This is a genomic window from Alkalimonas cellulosilytica, assembly GCF_036325985.1.
GTDB lineage: Bacteria > Pseudomonadota > Gammaproteobacteria > Enterobacterales > Alteromonadaceae > Alkalimonas > Alkalimonas cellulosilytica.
The window spans coordinates 93,191-109,843 of the sequence record NZ_JAUHLI010000004.1; the positions used below are offsets into that span (position 1 = coordinate 93,191).

The following is a 16,653-nucleotide window of genomic DNA, read 5'->3' on the forward strand; positions in this document are numbered from 1 at the left end:
CATTTTTTACAGCTATGTTCTATACCTTGTAAGCAGTAAGGATGTTTCAGTTCAGTTAAACATAGACTCAAAAGGAATGATCTTAATGACTGCATTTGACAAACTCACGGCGTTATTGGCTGGCAACGATACCCGGCAAGTTCTGGAGCAGTGCATAGATGCTGTGGTTAGTATTGATGCCAATAACCACGTCACCTTTTTTAATGCGGCCGCCGAAAAGCTGTGGGGCTATCAGGCCAGTGAGGTGCTGGGCAAAAATGTACGGATGCTGGTGCCGCAAGAGCACCAGGCAGAGCATGATAATTATGTAGGTCGGCACCGCAGCTCCGGGCAGAACCGCATTGTGGGTACCAGTCGCGAGGTATTGTTAACCCGTAAAGATGGCATGAAGATTTGGGTGAATCTGGCGCTGTCGCAGGTGAAGCAGGGCAGTAAGCTTGGTTATACCGCTTTTGTGCGTGATATCAGCAAAGAGCGTGAAGCGCGTGAACTGATGGATCAAACCCTGGCGCAGGCGCTGGATGCGGTGGTGGTGATTGATGAGCACAACAAGGTAACTTTCTTCAATGGTGCAGCTGAGAAATTGTGGGGTTATACGGCTGCTCAGGTGATTGGCCAGAATGTCAAAATGCTGGTGCCAAAAGTGATTCAAGCGGCTCATGATGGTTATGTTGATGCCAATCGCACCACGGGAAAAGACAAAATTGTCGGCACCAGCCGGGAAGTCTCGATTGAGCGGGCGGATGGTAAAAAGCGCTGGGGCAACTTGTCGCTGTCTAAAGTGAACTTGCAAGGCAAAATTGTTTACACCGCTTTTGTCAAAGATGTGACCCAGGAGGTTGAGCAGCGCGAACGGATGCGTTTGTTGTCGCTGGTTGCTGATGAAACCGACAACTCGATTATTATCACCGATGCCTCTGGCCTGATTATTTATGTCAATCAGGGGTTTGAAAAAATGACCGGCTATCCGCTGGATAGCGTCAAAGGCAAAAAACCGGGGAGCTTTTTGCAAGGCAAGCATACCAGTGCCAGTACCGTGCAACTGATTCGTGAACGATTAAAAGCCCGCCAGCCATTTTTTGATGAAATCCTGAACTACGATGCCAGGGGAAACCCTTACTGGATTTCGCTGGCGATCAATCCGGTGTTTGATGATAAGGGGCAGCTGATTAATTATATCTCCATTCAGGCGAATATCACGCAAGTCAAAGAGCAGTCACTCGAAGCAGAAAAACGTTTTGAAGCCATTGGGCGCAACAATGGGGTCGGTGAATGGGGGCTGGATGGCAAGCTGCTATCGGCCAATGAATACATTGTGCAGCATTTGGGGCACAGCTCTGAAGCGGAGCTCTTGGCCAAAGCGCGAGATTTGCATCAGGTGGTGGGTGAAGACAAGTTTCAAAAACTTGAGCAAGGCGAGCAAATCATTGGTGAGTACGAGATTTTTAACAAGCAGGAACAGTCGGTGTACTTTCACGGTACCGTCTGTCCGATCTTAGACTCCGAGGGCAACATCCGTATGTATGTCAGCTACGGCAGTGATGTCAGCGCCAAGTACGAAGCGGCACGGGTTACGGACCGGGAAATGGCTAAAGTGATGGAGTCCAGTCAGCAGGTTGCCAGCATTATTACCACCATCAATTCGATTGCCGCACAAACCAACTTATTGGCTTTAAATGCCGCCATTGAAGCAGCCAGAGCTGGCGAAGCGGGCCGTGGCTTTGCGGTGGTGGCCGATGAGGTGCGTACCTTAGCGGGCCAGTCGGCTAAGTCCTCGCAAGAAATTGACCGGCTGGTTATGGAGACCAGTGAGCGGGTTCAGCAGCTAGCGGATTCACTGAAGCGGCTTAGTGAAAGTTAAGGCGTTACGACAGGGTTGAAAGCCGCTTTAAGTTATCGCTGATAACGGCGGCTGCTATGCCGACATTTAACGACTCTGCATCACCAAAAGCCGGAATGGTAATCTTACGGCTGATGCATTGGCCAACCTGCTGGCTGATGCCGTTGGCTTCATTGCCAAGCACAATAAAACCGCCGGGCTCGCTCAGGGCCAGCTGATGGACGTTCTCGCCACCCAGATAAGCGCCATACACGGGTAAATGGGTGCGGGTTAATACCTCGGGCAGGTTAAGGTAATGCAGTTTTACCCGCAAAAACGACCCTTTGGCTGCGGCTATGACTTTGGGATTGTAGCAATCGGCGGTATCGGCTGAGCAAAGAATCTGCTGAATGCCATACCAGTCGGCAACGCGGATAATGGTGCCCAGGTTACCTGGGTCATTAATGGAGTCCAGTACCAGAGTCCACTGTCCGGGAGTGGTTTGAAAAGCAGGCCAGGATGGTATCGCCACCACGGCCAGCGCTGCATCATTGCTGTTAAAGGTCCCTACTTTGACCAGATCGTCAGGGCTGCAAGGCTGTACCAGCTGTGCTGCCTGAATGGCTGTTGGATGCTGCTGCAAAAAACGCTCGGTAGCAAACAAAGCCGGCACCTGCCAGCCGGAAGCCAGCACTTCGAGAACCGCTTTCTCGCCTTCGACGATAAATTGCTGCTCTGCCTTACGGTATTTTTTCAGCTGCAGGGATTTTATCTGTTTGGCCCATTTGGTACTGATCATGCGTTTGATTATCGTCGATGAAGAATACCGCTATTTTAACCAGACTTTGCGGTACTGTCTGATTTTATCGCTGATAAATTCGTGGCTACCCCCTTGCTTGTTGCTGACTTCGTCACCAAATAAGTAGTGAAGGGGAAACATTTCAACGCCAGGATGGTCCATGGAAAGAGTTTGTCACCTTCAACTGATTATCAAAGGAGTTGTCTATGCAGATCCAAATCAACAGTGATCGTAATATCCAGGCCGATGAGCGTTTGGCCGAATTTGTTCGTGATACTTTAAAAAACAAGCTCGAGCGTTTTTCTGATCACATTACCCGGATTGAAGTGCACTTAAGCGATGAAAATAGCCATATCAAACAAGATGGCAATGACAAGCGTTGTTTGCTGGAGGCGCGGCTGCAAGGCATGGAGCCGATGGCGGTGACTGAGCACGCTGCTGTGGTTGGCCAGGCAGTAACCGGTGCTGCTGACAAGCTGCAGCGCAAGTTAAGTTCGGTGATTGGTAAGCTGCGCGATAAGCAAAGTCGCTCGGTCAGCCCTGACTTTTCTGAGCCAGAGGCAGCAGAGCCTGAGCAGGGTTAAACCCCAGTAAGACCTTCAGACACTGAAACGGCGCCATTGGCGCCGTTGTTGGTTATTCGCGGTGAAACACTTTGTTGCCAGCCAACCAGGTTTGCAGTACTTCCAGTTGCCACAGTCGCTCTGGCTCCATGGCAAAAGGGTCTTGTTCCAGCACAATAAAGTCTGCCCACATACCAGGTGCGAGCGAGCCTAAACGCTCTTCCTGAAAGGCACCGTAAGCGGCATCGCGGGTAAAGCTGCGCAGGGCTTCGGTTAAGGTAAGTCGCTGCTCGGGCAGCCAGCCACCGACCGGCTGGTTTTGCTGGTCCTGCCGGGTGACTGACGCATGCAAACCATGAAAGGGGTTGGCTAGCTCGACCGGGAAATCCGAACCGCCCACAATGGGACTGCCCTGATCGACAAAAGTACGCCAGGCATAAGCACCGCGCAGCCGTGCGACGCCCAGTCGATCACCGGCCATATTCATATCTGAGGTGGCATGCACCGCCTGCATGGATGGCAACACATGCAGAGCTTTAAAGCGCGGAATATCCTGCGGCGACACAATTTGGGCATGCTCCATCCGGTGACGGCCTTGCGCTAATTGCTCCTTGGTCGCTAACTGCTCAAATCTGTCCAGCACCATGCGGTTGGCTCGATCGCCAATAGCATGCACATTGGCCTGAAAGCCTGCCTCGATGGTGGCTTGCATCTGGGCAGTCAGTCGATCCGGCTCGGTCACCAGCAGACCCCTGTGCTCGGCTTGATCGCTGTAATCGGCTAGCAGGGCTGCACCACGACTGCCCAAAGCGCCGTCACCGTATAGTTTTACCGCCCGGATCAGCAACAGATCCAGTTCATCGTCAATCATGCCCTGATCCAGCCAGTCCTGCAGATCGGAATTACGCGCCGAGAGCATGGCATAAATACGCAGCGGCAAAGCGTTTTCTGTGCGCAGCCGCTGGTACAGCCGAGCCAGACCGCTATCAATGCCGGCATCATGCACACTGGTAATACCCAGCGATAACAGCTCGGAAAAAGCCGCCTCCAGTGCCTGAATCACCTCGGTTTCATTCGGCTCTGGCAAAACAGCGCTGATGTACTGGCGGGCATTGTTCAGTAGCACTCCGGTTGGATTGCCTTGCTCATCACGCAGTATGCGGCCACCAGGTGGATCCAGCGTATCTTTGGTAATGCCGGCCAGTTCCAGCGCCTTGCTGTTGGCCCAACCGGCATGGCCATCAATCCGGCTCAGCCAGACCGGCCGGTCCGAGACGGCTTCATCCAGCAAAGCAGTGCTTGGGAACTCGTTGTTGTCCCACAGCACCTGATTCCAGCCGCGGCCCTGGATCCATTGCTGCTCCGGGTGACGGGCGGCAAATTCAGCTACCCGCTCCACCGCCTCTAGCTCACTCTGGGTACCGCGCAGTTCTACCTGCATCAGGTTCTGGCCCAGCCCCAGAATATGGCCGTGGCCGTCGATGAGGCCCGGCAGAATGGCTTTGCCCTCGCCATCCTGCCAGTTGGCATCTGGGAAATCATATTTAATAGCATCACCGCGGGCCAGTACTTTGCCGCTGTCGGTATCGATAATCAGTTGCTGAAACTGCACCAACTGGCCATCGGCCGCAAAGCCATAACCCCTGATATTGGTCCAGCCCAGTTGCTGGGCAAAGGCGCTGCTGCTAAGCAACAGGGCTGTAGTAAGTGCTAGTATGGATCGCATGGTCTGTTCCTGAGGTTGTTGTTTTTTATTATTGTTTTGTGATTGAGGCGGATTAGTCTGCCTGCTTCACTATAGCAGCCGTTATTTGTGGTTGTCAGCCTCTGCGGTCTGTAGCTGGCTGGCTGCGGCCAGCCGAATCATCTGCTTGATTTGCTGCACAATGGCGGCGGTGGTTTCGGGTTCAAAAGCAGCGATTCGTGGCGTATGAATATGGCCCACTGGCAACTCCGGGTGATAGCGGTCACGCAGCAACAGGCTGCGATAAGAAATCTCATTCGACAGATAGCCACCACCGCCGCCTTGCACTGCGGTTTGGTCTGCCAGCTCGGCCAGGGACTGGGCGGCAAACTCGCCGCGTTCTAGCGTGGTGACGCTGCGATTGTCATTGATTTGAAAACGACCTTCTGCCTGCAGCATGGCGCTGTAGGGCAGGCTGTAGGCCATAAACTCCGGCCCTGGTAGCGGCTCTCCATCCAGCAGTGGCAACACCGGGTTGCTGGCACTGCCGCCGGTGCGGACATTCAGGTTATCCGGTGCTTCGGCGCTGCGTCGACGGCCCGGGAAGTGCTCCAGATCAAAGTGCTCGCGGCCCATGCTGACTGTCAGCAGTAGATCGATGCTTTGCTCCTGCAGCAGTGGGCTCAGTAACTGTTCAATCATGCCTTGATCAAAATCGGCAAAACGCACTGGTATCATGGCGCTTTGTACTTCGACTTGCTTGCCATCTTGCTGAAACACCCAGCCATCCAGCATCAGGGCCGTGACGCCGGACGGGTTGGACTGGTTTAGGTTGCGGTCCAGCAAAAAAGGGTCGAAGCCGGTCAGCAAGATGCGTACATCGCTGTCTTTCGCAAAGCGCATGGTCAGTTGGCCACGGCTACTTAATTCCAAGGCTTCAAGCAGTAGCGGCAAGTGGGTACAGGCTTGTTGTTGCTGGCACCATTGGCGAAGGGTTTGCGTCATCATTAGCCGGGCCCAGTACAGCGCCCGGTCATCGTAGTTGGGATTGGTTCTGGCCTGATAAGTTGCTTGCTGCCACAGTTGCTCGCCATGCTGGCGCAAGCGGGGCGCCAGATCCCGGCTGGTCTCGGTGTACTGCAGTTCCAGTCGCAGGTTTTTGACCAAAGGCTCGAAGCGACTGAGCACCTGCGGCATGGCCTGCCAGGCGGCTTCCAGGCGCTGTTCTTCGACTGTGACAGAGAGTGCGGCATGGGCCTTGGCGGCTAGCAGAAAACAACAGCAAGTAAGGGCGAGCATAGTTCGCATGATGTGCTCCCGGTTAAAACAGATCACTCACTGTAGCATGGAATCATGCTGCCGGCAGCAGGGCTGCTGATCAGCCCGCCCTGACGGAGCCAGTGTCAGGCCAGGCCACCGCGACAAAGCTTGGCTGGATCCAGCAAAGCTTTGAGTTCTTTTTCCGTTAAATTGGTTTCTTCCAGCGCAACGTCCAGCACAGGCCGCTTTTGCTGATAGGCTTTTTTGGCGATTTCGGCGGCTTTCATGTAGCCAATCACCGGGTTTAAGGCGGTCACCAGCATAGGGTTACGATGCAGTGCCTGCTGAATATGCACTTCATTGACGGTGAAGCCGGCAATGGCCTGATCGGCCAGGGCCTGGCAGCCATTGGCCAGCAGTTCAATGCTTTGCAGCAGGTTGTAAGCAATCACCGGCAGCATTACATTCAGTTCAAAATTACCAGATTGGCCTGCTACGGTGATGGTGCTGTCGTTGCCAATTACCTGAGCACAGAGCATGGCCACGGCTTCCGGTACCACCGGGTTGACCTTGCCGGGCATAATGGACGAGCCTGGTTGCAGGGCCGGTAGCTCGATTTCGGCCAAACCAGCCAAAGGACCTGAGTTCATCCAGCGCAAGTCATTGCTGATTTTCAGCAGGGAGATCGCCAGTGTTTTTAGCTGGCCTGACAGACTGACGCTGAGATCCTGGCTGCTGATGCCAAAGAAGAAATCATTGGCTGGGCTGAACGGGTAGTTAAGCTCACTGCTCAGCTGCTGACAAAAGCTGCTGGCAAAGGCGGGGTGGGCATTGATGCCGGTACCGACCGCTGTGCCGCCTTGCGGCAATTGACGCAGGCTGTGCAGCAAGTGTTGTAGCTGTTCGCGGTTATGCAGCAGTTGGCTTTGCCAGCCAGCAAGTACCTGCCCAAAAGTAACCGGCATTGCATCCATCAAGTGGGTACGACCGGTTTTAACCAGCTGGCCGATGCGCTGCTCTTTCTGTTGCACGATGTTCAGCAAGTGCGCCAACTTGGGTAGCAATTGTTGCTCCAGCGCGAGTAGGGCACTCAGTTGAATAGCCGTTGGAATCACATCGTTGCTGCTTTGCCCCAGATTGACATCATCGTTTGGACTGACGGGCTCACCGAGCTGTTGGCTGGCCAGACTGGCCAGCACCTCATTCACATTCATATTGCTGCTGGTGCCAGAGCCGGTTTGAAACACATCAACCGGGTAGTGCGCTAAGTCGGTTTGCTGCAGCTGGGATTTGGCTGCTGTGATAATGGCATCCGCTTTGGTCGTTGCCAGTAGCCCCAATTGCTGATTGGCCCCGGCAGCTGCCGCTTTGATATGCAGTATGGCCTGAATAAAACGCACTGGCAGGGTTAAACCGCTTAGCTGAAAATTCTGCACAGCACGCTGAGTTTGTGCCTGATAGAGCGCGTCGGCCGGCACTTCCAGTTCGCCCATGCTATCGCGTTCGGTACGTGTGGTCATTTCAGAGCTCCTTTATTCTCAGTGTTGACAGTTGCATACAAGTATTGGTTCAGACTGCTTCGCAACTGACAAATTTTGCGGTAGCTATCCCGCTCGGTTTGATACAGCCGCTGCAACGCCAGCAGAGGCACATATAGCTGGTCGGCAGCCTGTTGTTTGCCGCAGCTTGCTGGCAGACCGGCTGTCAGTTGTGCTAACAGGAACAGGGTGCGCCGTAGCACCCATTCCTGCAACAGTCGCTGCGAACCAGCGGCCAGTTGACAGGCCAGCCGGCAGGCTGCACAGGTGAAATCACCAACCTGACAGGGGTTCACTGTTCGCTCTGTTAGTCCATGCTGCAGTTGTTGTTCAAGTCTACACCAGGCTGCCCACCTTGTCGGAAAATCAGTCACTACTTTTTTCAAACCGCTTACACAAAAGTTACATATTAAGGTATTGCAAATGAGAATGATTTGCAATAGGATCTGGTTGCAAATGATAATTAATACCATTCATTGGGTTTAGTTACATCACCCGGTTCAAAAAAGGAAACCATCATGAATACCAAAACTCGCACTTTGCTGGCCTTTTTGGCCACCAGCGCTTTCTATCTGCAATCTGCGGCGGCCTCTGTGCTGCCGTTTAGCAGCGTGGAGGAGCCGCTGGCTGATCAACGCTATCGCTTTATTGACCGTTTTGCCGCCGACGAGCAAAACCAGGTCAGTCGCCAGGATTTCTTAAGCGCCTGGCAGCAGCGCTTTGATGCGCTGGCAAGCTTTGCCGATGGCAAAATCAGCGAAGAGGTGTTTGTTGCCTTTGAAATGACGGAGCTGGAACAACAGCTGCTGAATGCCCGTGAGGCGCATATCCGGCAAACACTGAACCGCTTTAATGCGCTTGATCGGGATAAAGATGGCACCATCAGTTGGGAAGAATATCAGGCCTCCGGCCAGCGTATTTTTAATCGCTTCGACACCATGGAAGCGGGTGTTGTGTCTGTGGGCGATCCTGAACCAGCACCACGTCAGCGCGCTAGCAACAACAACCAGACCGATACCGAGCGTCGCCGGGTCCGTTCTTTATTAGCCATGCCAACTACCCACAATAATCAGGGGTTTCTCACCATGTTTGCTGGTAATGAGCAACAACAGGTGACTCTGGCGCAGTTTGAACAGCAGCGTCGCAGTATTTTTGACCGAACTGACGTGAATGGCGATGGACTGGTCAGTCGTGGCGAATATCTGGATGAGTTTATGGCTCGGGTTGGGCAGCGGGAGCAGGATGTGCGCCAGGCGCATCGGCAGCTGGCACAGCAAGTGTTTCGTCAGATGGATAAGGAGCAGCGGGGCTGGCTTAGCAAAAAAGACTTTGTTGCCTATGGCCTTGCGGTATTTCAGCTTTGGGACACCACCAATGAACAACAGATCAGCGAAGCTCAGCCATTGCCAGAGCAGGAACCCCAGCTGCAGTTGGTAGCTCACCAGCGCTGATCATGGCTTACACCCACTATTTTACAAGTTAAGGAGTACAGTTTGCGTACTGCAGTAAACAAACCGTCTGTGCGGTTACTTTGGCTGGCCTGTGTTGTCGCCATGTCTGGTTCACTCTGGGCTCAGGAGCAGAAACTGCCTGAGGTGCAAGTGACTGCTGAGGCGCCAGAGCCAGATGCCTCCGCACAAATCAACCAGCAGCAGGTCACCGCTGCTGAGCTCAATGAGCAGCAGGCCAGTCAGCTGGCTGACGTTGTGCGTTACTCACCTGGGGTGACGCTGACCAACATCGGGCGTTTTGGCTCGACAGGGTTTAACATTCGGGGTATGGATGGCGACAGGGTTGCCATTACCGTGGATGGTCTGGCCCTTGCTGAGCGACTGGACCCTTCGAACCTGGCGCCCTATGCGTTTTTCCGCTCTGGTCGTGGCGGTATTGAGCTGGATAGTCTGAAGCAAGTCGAGATTTTAAAAGGCGCAGATGCTTTATTGGCTGGAAGTGGCTCACTCGGTGGTGCTGTCTTGTTCCAAACCAAAGACCCCACCGATTTTCTGCAAACCCAGGGCGATGAAAGCCATGCTGGCATTAAGTTGGGATTTGACGGGGCTTATCATGAACGGCAGTTTAGTGTCTCGGCGGCAAATCGCAGTGGTCCGGTGGAATCCATGGTGTTGGTCAGCCGTCGGGATGGTGAGCAGCAACGCGTACCCCATAAAGGCGATGATGTGACAGGTGGTGCGCGCAGCATCCCTGAGCCTCTGGATAATCAAAGCCTGAATGTTCTGGCAAAATTGCAATGGCAGCTGCAGCCGGAACATCGGCTGGGCTGGACTGTAGAGCAATTCAAAGCCAATGCTGAGGCCGACGAGCGGGCTAAGATTGGCGGGACTTATTTGAGCCGGGATACGGATGATGAGAGTCGCCGCCGTCGCATCGGGATGGATTATCAATGGCTGGCCGGCTCGCTCTGGTTTGATGCGCTTAGTCTGAAATTCGATTGGCAGGATACACGTAATTTCGGCATTACTAAAATGCTGATGAACTATGCAACTTGCCCGGAGGGTATTCAGCCCTGCATGCGTCACGAAGATCGCGGTTTCCGTCAGGTGCAGCAGCGGCTGGCGTTGGCATTTGATAAAGAGTTGTCGCAGGGTATCTTGCATCAGCAGTGGTTGTATGGCGTGGGGGTGGAGCGCAAACGCATTTCCAGCTGGCGCACCAATACCCACTTTTTAGGGGAGAGTGATCAGGTAGGGCGCAGTGAAGCGTTTGCCTTTGTGATCCCTCATATTGACATTGACCAATGGTATGTACTGGCCCGTGATCAGGTCACTTTGGCAGGTGGTAGCCAGTGGACTTTGGGGCTGCGTTACGACGGTTTCAATTACAAACCAGAGTTGTCCGAATTGCTGCAAGATCAGTCCGGCACCATTACCTCAGGTCGGTTTGGTAACCTTAGCGGTCAGATCAGTTACCAGTACCCACTGACCGATTCTCAGCAGCTCAAAGCACAGTGGGGGCGGGGATTCCGCATGCCCAGTGCCGACGATATGTATGGTGGCGTCAGCAGTTCCACGGTAACGGACATTAACGGTGACACTGTGGTGATCTGGAGTTCAGCCGCTAATCCGGATTTAAAAGCTGAAACCAGTCAGAATCTGGAGTTGGCCTGGAGCTGGCAGCCGGCAAGACGCCAACAGCTACAACTGTCTGTCTTCCGACAGGATTACCGCAATCTGATCGAGTCTCAGGTGCAAACACGTTTGCCTGATCTGCAGTATCAGCAGTGTGTACGTGGAGAATGTACCTTGATTGAAGGCAACAGGTACAGTCAACCGCAAAATATTGGCCGGGCCAGGGTACAGGGTATTGAACTGGAGTCTTTGCTGCAGTTAAACCAGGCTTTTAGTCTTCGCCTGGCCGGCAGCCGCCAATATGGCAAAGACAGCCAGGGTGAGCCTCTGCTAAGTGTCAGTCCGGCCAATGCGTTGGCGTCGTTGCGCTATCAGGCACCGGGACAGAACTGGCAATTGCTGACCACAGTGCAGCACCTGGCGGGTAAAAATGAAGCGGATACCCTGCAAACTCAGGCGGACGGCAGCAGGACCTCGACAGTATTGCAAGTACCTGGTTCTGCTACTGTGGTGGATGTGAACGCAAGCTGGGATCTGACTGCTGCACTGCAGCTGCAGCTTGGGATCTTTAACCTGTTTGATCGCGAGTACTACCGGTGGGATCGGATGCGCTTTATTTATCCGGGTGGTGGTGGCCCCCGTGGTGATGTCCAGCCCGGTACCGATGGCTACCGGCGCTTTGCTGAGCCTGGGCGTTACATCAAAGCAAGCGTTAGCTATATCTTTTAAAAAAACATGTTTCTCTGGAGTTTCGCGATATTCGCAGCCACCTGCCGGGAAGACAGGTGGTTTTTTTATTTGGTGGGAACCATTTTTCCTCTTGGCTATCGAAGCGGAGTTGGTTATTTTTGTGATACTATCCTAAAATCGCTGTGACAACGTTCATCGTTGTCTGACTGAATAAAACGATAAAAGCGCTACCGATGCCACAACCTTTGCTTACATTAACAAACCGTCTTCCCAGTGCCCATCGGCGTATTTTGCTGTCGTTGTTGCTGGTGAGCCTGATGATTCTGTTTTGGCCGACCAGTTCCAAGCCGGAAAAACCGCTGCTCACCCTGATGCCAGTGTTGCTGAACGCGAGTTGGGCACAGCTTGAACCAGAACATGGCTGGCAGCTGCAGGTACAACAGTGGCAGTTGGCACTGTTTCCAGAGCCGGAGCCTGAGGTCGATGAGTCCTTCACGCACTATGCGATCCAATCCGGTGATAGCTTAAGCCGCATTTTCTCCCGTCACGGCTTTAGTCAGCAACAGCTGCATCAGATTATGGCGGCTGATCAGTCGCTGTTGGCGCTGGATGTATTACGTCCCGGTCACACCTTGACCTTTCAGCGGGATGAGCACAATGAATTGTTGTCGATGGAGCTCTTCGTGCATGCTGGTAACCGGGTGCTGTACCAGCGCGAGGCCGATGGTGAATTCAGCTATCAGGAATTGCTGGATGAAGGCGAATGGTACAGTCAGACCCTGGTCGGTGAAATTCACGGCAGTTTCTATTTATCGGCGCAGCGTGCCGGCTTGAACGACGCCGAGATTGCTACCGTCAGTCAGTTGTTTCGCGATCGCATTAACTTTTCCCGCGATATTCAGGCCGGAGCCCGTTTTCAGGTGATCCGCAGCGATAATTACGTCGGCGAAGAAGCCACCGGCCAAAGCCGCATTGAAGGCATTCGTCTCTTTAACCGCCGCCAGCAGCTAACGGCTTTTTTGCATGAAAACGGCCAATACTACGATGCTGAAGGCAACAGCCTGCAACGCGCCTTTATGCGTATTCCTTTGCAGCGCGAATTTCGCATCAGTTCCCCTTTTAATCCGCGCCGCTTGCATCCGGTTACGCGCAGGGTATCACCGCACAATGGTACTGATTTTGCGACCCCAACCGGTACACCGGTATTGGCGGCTGCTGATGGCGTGGTCATCCGGGTAGAAAATCACCCCTTTGCCGGCCGTTACATAGAAATCCAGCATCATGGCCAGTACAAAACCCGCTATCTGCATTTAGATCGGGCCCTGGTGCGCAATGGTCAGCGGGTCGAGCGCGGTCAGCGCATTGCCCTGTCCGGTGCTACCGGCCGGGTCACCGGGCCACATTTGCACTACGAGCTGCATGTCAACAACAGACCTGTCAATCCGATGACTGCCAATATCCCGCTGGCACAACCGATCCCGGATGAAGGCCGCGATGCCTTTTTTGAGAAGGTCGCCTTTATGATCCGGCAAATGGATGAAGAAACCCTGCTGGCACAACAGCGTTAGTTAGCCGAATCTCATTGATGCTGGCTTATCTGACGCTGTTTGTCAGCGCCTTCACGGCAGCGACCTTGCTGCCTGGCTCCTCGGAAGTTTTACTGCTGGCCCTGCAGCAGCAGGGCTATCTGCCTATCTGGCTCTGGTTCTTTGCCTCCACGGGCAATACGCTGGGCTCCTGCGTCAATTGGTACCTTGGCAAAGAACTCAACCGATTTCAGCACAAGCGCTGGTTTCCTTTTACACCAGAACAAATGACTGCAGCTAGTCAGCGCTTTCAGCGCTACGGCAGCTGGAGCTTGTTGCTAAGCTGGTTGCCGGTGGTCGGCGATCCCCTGACGCTGATTGCCGGTGTACTGCGGGTGCGCTTTACCCTATTCCTGCTGTTGGTGGCTTTAGGGAAGGGACTGCGCTATGCGGTGTTGCTGGGGCTTGGGATGGCTATCTTCCAATAAAAAAGCAGGCCTGGGCCTGCTTGGTCGTGTTTGGTGAGATACACTGAAACTAGTACTTGGCAGCCTGGCCTTCCGCCGGCAGGGCCGCGCGGATAAAGTTGCGCAAATCGTCATTGGATTTTTTCAAATCCTCGTAGCGCAGATACATCATATGGCCACTGCGGTAGCCGGCAAAGTGCAGCCGGTCACGCATTTTGCTGCTGGGATCCAGTTGCCACATGCTGTACTTGGCATCAAAGTAGTTGGTGGCGCCATCGTAGTAACCCGCCTGAAACAACACTTGCAGATAGGGGTTTTGGGCCATGGCCTGGCGCAGGTTGTCACCGGTGTTGTCGTTAGTTCTATCCCAGGGGTGCACCGGGCCGAACATGTTGTACTTGATGTCGGTGACGTAGTTCAGATCATTACGAATGTAGTGGTTGATGGCCGGGGTGAACGAGTGCAACCAGGAGGTCAGCTCTGCCCAGTAATCCGGCCGTTCGCCGACTTCTTTCTTATCAATGCCTAAATAGCGGGAGTCCAGCCGGCCGACGGTTTTTCCCTGTTCGCGGAGTAAGTCTTTCCAGAAAAAGGCGGTATCGATATCCAGGTTGCTGCCAAGCACCGATTGCAAGGACAAGCCAGAGTAACGGGCCACTTGCTCGGCAATGCGTTGTTTTTCGGCATCCTCAATAAAGGCACCTTTGGCCAGCGCCGGCAGGTACTGATTCAGGGTAAAGTCTTCGACTTCTGGCAACAGCTCATACAAGTCGCGTTGTTGCAGATCAGCCGGCAGCACGCCATGGTACCAGGCGGTGGCGGCAAAATAAGGCAGGCGATTGGCTGCTTTGACTGGCCCTTGACGGTCGATGCCCATGTCGGTTGGCGACACCAGAATCACCCCATTTAAGTACATCCACTGACGGTTTTGCAGCTCCAGCGCCAGGCCCGCCACCCGGGTGGTGCCGTAGCTTTCGCCAATCAGAAACTTCGGCGACGTCCAGCGGTTGTGGCGGGTAACAAAGGTGTTGATCCACTCGGCCAGATAGCTGACATCAGCATTTACGCCGAAGAATAGTTCACGCTGTTTCTCCCTTGATAACAACTCGCCCTGGCTATTGGGGACCACCCGCGAATAGCCGGTATTGACCGGGTTCACAAACACGATATCGGCCACATCCAGCACCGAGTAGGGGTTGGCTTTCACGCCATAAGGCTGTACCGGATAGCCCTCGGCATCAATATTCAATACCTTGGGCCCGGTGTAGGCCACATGCATCCAGACCGAGGCGGAGCCCGGACCGCCATTAAATGAAATCATCAAGGGCCGTTTGCCGATATCGGATACATCGGTGCGGCGGTAATAGGTATAAAACAAGGTGGCCACCGGCTCGCCCTGCTCATCCCAGACTGGCTGAGTACCGGTTAAAGCACTGTATTGCACGCGCTGGCCGTTAATGCGGGTTTGGTGTTTGGTTTCCACTGCCTGATCAATCTCAATCTGGCGGCTGTTGGCGTAACTAAAGCTGCTGCTGACCAGCAGACAAAGCAGGATAAGCGACCGAAACATAATTTTTCTTCGAGTAGGGATAGGTATTTGCATTTAAGCGGAAAAAACCAGTCAGTGCCAGAGTCCTGCGGCTAACAACAGTTGGTTACGATGAAGTGAGCGCTTGTTGTTGCTAATGATAATTGATATCATTTGCATCTGTTTTGATCTCACTTTTTCTGGAGTCACCCATGACAGCTGTTGCCTGTCTGCCTGAGTTTACTGCCTGGGCAGAGGATAGCAAACCTATGGTTATGCAGGCACAAGGTCCAACCCGCAGGAGCGATGTTGGCCTGGTGCTGCTGGTGCTGCTGGTGCTGCTGGGGCACCTGCTGGTGTTGCTGGCTGTTGGTCAGGTACGTACAGCGCAGCCGATAGTGCAACCTCCCGTGCTGCAGGGGGCTTTGGTTCAGACCGCTGCAGCCATCCAGCCGGAACCTGTGGCAGAGCAGGTCCCTCTGCCTGAGCCGAAGCCCACAGAGCCTGCGCCCAAGCCAGACCATGTACCAGAGCCGTTGCCAGTAAAAGACGGGCGATTGGCGTCTGCTCCGAAGCCGCTACCAGAGTACACAGAACCAGAGCCTGTTGTTAAGGAGCTAGTCGAACAGCCGCCTGAACCGGTCGCTCAGCCGCAAGAGCCTGCACCGCCCACCAGCGCGCCGGTTACGGCACCCAGAGCCGATGCCAGCCATTTGAACAATCCGGCTCCGGCTTATCCCATGGTATCACGTCGGTTACGGGAACAAGGCACCGTATTGCTGGAGCTGTTGATCGAAGCCGATGGCCAGATCAGTGAGCTGGCCGTGCTGCAAAGCAGCGGCTTTCCAAGGCTGGATCAGGCTGCACTGGAGGCAGTAAAGCAATGGCGCTTTGAACCTGCACGGCAAGGGGGGAGCGCCATCGCCTATCGTTACCAGCAACCCATAACCTTTCAATTGCACTAGCAGGAGTACAGATGGACAGCACCTCCATGAGTTTTTCCAGTCTTTGGTTGTATGGCGATCCCCTTAGCCGGGCTGTGATGCTGTTGCTGCTGCTGATGTCGTTGCTCAGTTGGTGTGTGCTGCTCATACGTGGTCTGCATTTATGGCGCTTGCAGCGGCCCGGGCGGGCGGCTATGCAGCAATTCTGGCATTGCCAGAGTTTCAGCGATGCGGTGCTGGCTCTAAAGCAGCACCGGCCGGACAATCCGTTTCAGCGGCTGGCAGTGGAAGGCGCGGATGCGGTGGAGCATCATCGGTTGCATACCTCCGATCTGCACGGCCACCTGCCGCTGACCGATTGGTTAAGCGCTTGCTTACGTGGCAGCATCGAGGACTCGATGGAAGGGTTAAACCGGGGGCTAGCCATTCTTGCCTCGGTGGCCGCCACGGCACCCTTTCTGGGGCTTTTTGGTACTGTTTGGGGCATTTATCAGGCGTTGATCAGCATCAGTGCATCCGGTCAGGTGGCACTGGATAAGATTGCCGGCCCGGTCGGGGAAGCACTGTTGACCACGGCTGCCGGCCTGGTGGTGGCTATTCCGGCCTTGTTGGGGTACAACGCTTTAAGCCGCGCAAATCGTGGCGTGCACAGCAAGCTGAACCGCTTTGCTCATCAGTTGCATGCCTATTTTCTGACCGGTGCAGCCCCGCTGCAGCGCAAGCAAGCGCATTTGCGTGAGGTGCACTAA

14 protein-coding genes are annotated in these 16,653 nt (G+C 54.2%); 8 read left to right on the forward strand and 6 right to left on the reverse strand.

Annotated elements, in window-relative coordinates:
• Nucleotides 1-85: 85 nt before the first annotated feature.
• A complete protein-coding gene (locus QWY20_RS05020) occupies nt 86-1,861 on the forward strand; it encodes a PAS domain S-box protein (protein ID WP_330127942.1) in 1,776 nt (591 codons plus the stop codon).
• Nucleotides 1,862-1,865: 4 nt separating this feature from the next.
• Here QWY20_RS05020 and QWY20_RS05025 read toward each other — a convergent pair whose 3' ends face one another.
• Entirely contained in the window at nt 1,866-2,618 is a 753-nt protein-coding gene (locus tag QWY20_RS05025; protein ID WP_330127943.1) for a TrmH family RNA methyltransferase, read from the reverse strand.
• A 206-nt stretch (nt 2,619-2,824) separates the two neighbouring features.
• Between QWY20_RS05025 and QWY20_RS05030 the strand changes: the two genes are divergently transcribed.
• Nucleotides 2,825-3,202: an HPF/RaiA family ribosome-associated protein gene (locus QWY20_RS05030; protein ID WP_330127944.1), complete on the forward strand. Its 378-nt coding sequence runs from the start codon at nt 2,825-2,827 to the stop codon at nt 3,200-3,202.
• Between the two features lie 52 nt (nt 3,203-3,254).
• On the opposite strand, the gene QWY20_RS05035 is transcribed toward QWY20_RS05030, so the two are convergent.
• The 4 genes from QWY20_RS05035 to QWY20_RS05050 form a co-directional block, all read right to left on the reverse strand.
• Nucleotides 3,255-4,907, reverse strand: a complete 1,653-nt coding sequence (locus tag QWY20_RS05035; RefSeq protein WP_330127945.1) for an amidohydrolase — start codon at nt 4,905-4,907, stop codon at nt 3,255-3,257.
• An 81-nt stretch (nt 4,908-4,988) separates the two neighbouring features.
• Nucleotides 4,989-6,173, reverse strand: a complete 1,185-nt coding sequence (locus QWY20_RS05040) for a hypothetical protein (protein ID WP_330127946.1) — start codon at nt 6,171-6,173, stop codon at nt 4,989-4,991.
• Between the two features lie 95 nt (nt 6,174-6,268).
• Entirely contained in the window at nt 6,269-7,645 is a 1,377-nt protein-coding gene (locus tag QWY20_RS05045) for a class II fumarate hydratase (RefSeq protein WP_330127947.1), read from the reverse strand.
• A complete protein-coding gene (locus tag QWY20_RS05050) occupies nt 7,642-7,959 on the reverse strand; it encodes a hypothetical protein (protein ID WP_330127948.1) in 318 nt (105 codons plus the stop codon). Before QWY20_RS05050 ends, QWY20_RS05045 begins: the two co-directional genes overlap by 4 nt.
• Before the next feature lie 222 nt (nt 7,960-8,181).
• Here QWY20_RS05050 and QWY20_RS05055 point away from each other — a divergent pair, with 222 nt between their 5' ends.
• From QWY20_RS05055 to QWY20_RS05070, 4 genes are all read left to right on the forward strand, one after another.
• Nucleotides 8,182-9,114: an EF-hand domain-containing protein gene (locus QWY20_RS05055; protein ID WP_330127949.1), complete on the forward strand. Its 933-nt coding sequence runs from the start codon at nt 8,182-8,184 to the stop codon at nt 9,112-9,114.
• Between the two features lie 42 nt (nt 9,115-9,156).
• Nucleotides 9,157-11,478 carry a TonB-dependent hemoglobin/transferrin/lactoferrin family receptor gene (locus QWY20_RS05060; RefSeq protein ID WP_330127950.1) on the forward strand — a complete coding sequence of 774 codons (2,322 nt, stop codon included), beginning with the start codon at nt 9,157-9,159 and terminating at the stop codon, nt 11,476-11,478.
• A 194-nt stretch (nt 11,479-11,672) separates the two neighbouring features.
• Complete coding sequence (locus QWY20_RS05065) at nt 11,673-13,007, forward strand: peptidoglycan DD-metalloendopeptidase family protein (protein ID WP_330127951.1); 1,335 nt, start codon at nt 11,673-11,675, stop codon at nt 13,005-13,007.
• A 20-nt stretch (nt 13,008-13,027) separates the two neighbouring features.
• The gene (locus QWY20_RS05070) at nt 13,028-13,453 is read left to right on the forward strand and encodes a YqaA family protein (protein ID WP_330128092.1); all 426 of its coding nucleotides are present in this window, start codon (nt 13,028-13,030) and stop codon (nt 13,451-13,453) included.
• A 49-nt stretch (nt 13,454-13,502) separates the two neighbouring features.
• On the opposite strand, the gene QWY20_RS05075 is transcribed toward QWY20_RS05070, so the two are convergent.
• A complete protein-coding gene (locus tag QWY20_RS05075) occupies nt 13,503-15,002 on the reverse strand; it encodes a S10 family peptidase (protein WP_330127952.1) in 1,500 nt (499 codons plus the stop codon).
• Nucleotides 15,003-15,172: 170 nt separating this feature from the next.
• Between QWY20_RS05075 and QWY20_RS05080 the strand changes: the two genes are divergently transcribed.
• Both QWY20_RS05080 and QWY20_RS05085 read left to right on the forward strand, forming a co-directional pair.
• Nucleotides 15,173-15,925: an energy transducer TonB gene (locus QWY20_RS05080; protein WP_330127953.1), complete on the forward strand. Its 753-nt coding sequence runs from the start codon at nt 15,173-15,175 to the stop codon at nt 15,923-15,925.
• Between the two features lie 11 nt (nt 15,926-15,936).
• The gene (locus QWY20_RS05085; protein WP_330127954.1) at nt 15,937-16,653 is read left to right on the forward strand and encodes a MotA/TolQ/ExbB proton channel family protein; all 717 of its coding nucleotides are present in this window, start codon (nt 15,937-15,939) and stop codon (nt 16,651-16,653) included.

Excerpts from the sequence above, each read along its gene's own strand:
- QWY20_RS05020 (WP_330127942.1), top strand. The coding sequence starts at position 86 with ATGACTGCATTTGACAAACTCACGGCGTTATTGGCTGGCAACGATACC.
- QWY20_RS05025 (WP_330127943.1), bottom strand. The coding sequence starts at position 2,618 with ATGATCAGTACCAAATGGGCCAAACAGATAAAATCCCTGCAGCTGAAA.
- QWY20_RS05030 (WP_330127944.1), top strand. The coding sequence starts at position 2,825 with ATGCAGATCCAAATCAACAGTGATCGTAATATCCAGGCCGATGAGCGT.
- QWY20_RS05035 (WP_330127945.1), bottom strand. The coding sequence starts at position 4,907 with ATGCGATCCATACTAGCACTTACTACAGCCCTGTTGCTTAGCAGCAGC.
- QWY20_RS05040 (WP_330127946.1), bottom strand. The coding sequence starts at position 6,173 with ATGCGAACTATGCTCGCCCTTACTTGCTGTTGTTTTCTGCTAGCCGCC.
- QWY20_RS05045 (WP_330127947.1), bottom strand. The coding sequence starts at position 7,645 with ATGACCACACGTACCGAACGCGATAGCATGGGCGAACTGGAAGTGCCG.
- QWY20_RS05055 (WP_330127949.1), top strand. The coding sequence starts at position 8,182 with ATGAATACCAAAACTCGCACTTTGCTGGCCTTTTTGGCCACCAGCGCT.
- QWY20_RS05065 (WP_330127951.1), top strand. The coding sequence starts at position 11,673 with ATGCCACAACCTTTGCTTACATTAACAAACCGTCTTCCCAGTGCCCAT.
- QWY20_RS05075 (WP_330127952.1), bottom strand. The coding sequence starts at position 15,002 with ATGTTTCGGTCGCTTATCCTGCTTTGTCTGCTGGTCAGCAGCAGCTTT.
- QWY20_RS05080 (WP_330127953.1), top strand. The coding sequence starts at position 15,173 with ATGACAGCTGTTGCCTGTCTGCCTGAGTTTACTGCCTGGGCAGAGGAT.
- QWY20_RS05085 (WP_330127954.1), top strand. The coding sequence starts at position 15,937 with ATGGACAGCACCTCCATGAGTTTTTCCAGTCTTTGGTTGTATGGCGAT.